The 1,399-nt window shown below is 74.2% G+C and carries 1 protein-coding gene and 1 pseudogene; both read right to left on the reverse strand.

What is annotated here, in order from left to right; translation table 11 throughout:
• Positions 1-470, reverse strand: a pseudogene (locus Q0112_RS05580) (bifunctional hydroxymethylpyrimidine kinase/phosphomethylpyrimidine kinase); the annotation flags it as partial.
• Positions 471-479: 9 nt separating this feature from the next.
• Positions 480-1,169, reverse strand: coding sequence for an MOSC domain-containing protein (locus tag Q0112_RS05585; RefSeq protein ID WP_297972580.1), 690 nt, complete (start codon positions 1,167-1,169; stop codon positions 480-482).
• Positions 1,170-1,399 lie beyond the last annotated feature (230 nt).

Consider the following 1,399-nt stretch of genomic DNA (forward strand, 5'->3'; position numbering starts at 1 on the left):
GAGAGCTCGAAGGCGTTGGGCAGGATCAGGTCGGCGAGCGGCACCAGCGTCGCGGCGAAGGCCGCCCGCAGCGGCTCGCCGGCGAAGAAGCCGATGTCGGCGTCGCCCATCACCGGGTCGCAGGCATAGGTGACGCCCGGATTCGCCGCCCGCGCGGCGCGGACGAAATCCGCGACCGCCTCGGCCGTGCCGGCCTGGCCGAGGAAGCCCGAGAGGATCACCGCCGCCCGCGCGTGCACGCCGCGCTCGACGAGCCCGGCGAGCAGGTCGGCGACGAGCTCCGGCTCGAGCAGCCGCCCGCGCATGGTCGGATAGTGCGGATGGTTCGAGAGCAGCGTCGTCGGCACCTCGACCACCTCCACCCCGCAGGCGCGCATCGGCGTCGCGGCGGCGGAATTGCCGACGTGGCCGAAGGCGACCTGGCTCTGGATCGAGACGACGAGGGGCAGCGGGGCGGGCTCTTCTGTCATGGGCATGCCTCAGGCCGGGGTGTCGACGCGCGAGGACCAGTCTTCGGTCCGCCCGCTCGCCAGCCGGGCGTCGGCGAGCCGGCGCCAGGAGGGCGTCAGCCCCGGCAGCGCGGCGAAGGCGAGGAGATCGGCCCGGTTCATCCGGTCATGGTAGAGGAGCCGCGAGACGCGGGCGAGGCTCCAGCCGGGATTGGGCCGCGCCGCGAGCCGCGCCTCCTGCCCCGCCGCCACCGGCCCCGGCTCCAGCACGCGGAAGTACCAGCCGGAGCGGCCGGTCTCCTGCACCAGCCGCGCCATGTCGGGCCGGCCGAAGCGCAGGTTCAGCTTCCAGCAGGGCTGCCGGCCCTGGCTGAGCTCGAGCAGCGCGCCGCCGAGCCGGAAGCGGTCGCCGAGGCAGACCTCCGCCTCGGTGACGCCGGCGACCACCAGGTTCTCGCCGAAGCCGCCCGGGCGGAAGCGGTCGGCGACCTCGGGGAACTCGCGCCGCCAGAGCGGATAATGCGCCGCGGCATAGGCGTGGATCGCCTTGTCCGGCCCGCCGTGGTGGCGCGGGTCGCCCTGCGCGTCGCCCTCGATCCCGGTCGTCCCGGCCATCGCCGGCCCGGCGAGCGGCTGCTTGTCGATGGCGCTCGGCTGACCCCGCGGCCCGAACGGCAGCGCCGTCCCGACGCGGAGCTCGATGACGGAAAAGGTCTGCATGGACGCCGGCTCTCCCCCAGGGACTGCTGCAAGCTCTGCCCGATCCCGGCCGCCGAGACAATGCGGCAGCCGGCCGTTTGCGCTTGACCGGCGCGGAACGGACGGCCTAACTGCCGCTTCATGCGCAGGGGGGCGAGGCATGCATCGGGTCTGGGCGTTCGTCTCCGAGTATTCGCTGCTCCTCATCCTCGGCGCCTTGGCCGGGCTCGCCTGGGCGAACCTCGATCCCG

It is taken from the genome of uncultured Amaricoccus sp., assembly GCF_937858865.1.
In the GTDB taxonomy this organism is placed as follows: Bacteria; Pseudomonadota; Alphaproteobacteria; order Rhodobacterales; family Rhodobacteraceae; genus Amaricoccus.

Excerpts from the sequence above, each read along its gene's own strand:
- Q0112_RS05585 (WP_297972580.1), bottom strand. The coding sequence starts at position 1,169 with ATGCAGACCTTTTCCGTCATCGAGCTCCGCGTCGGGACGGCGCTGCCG.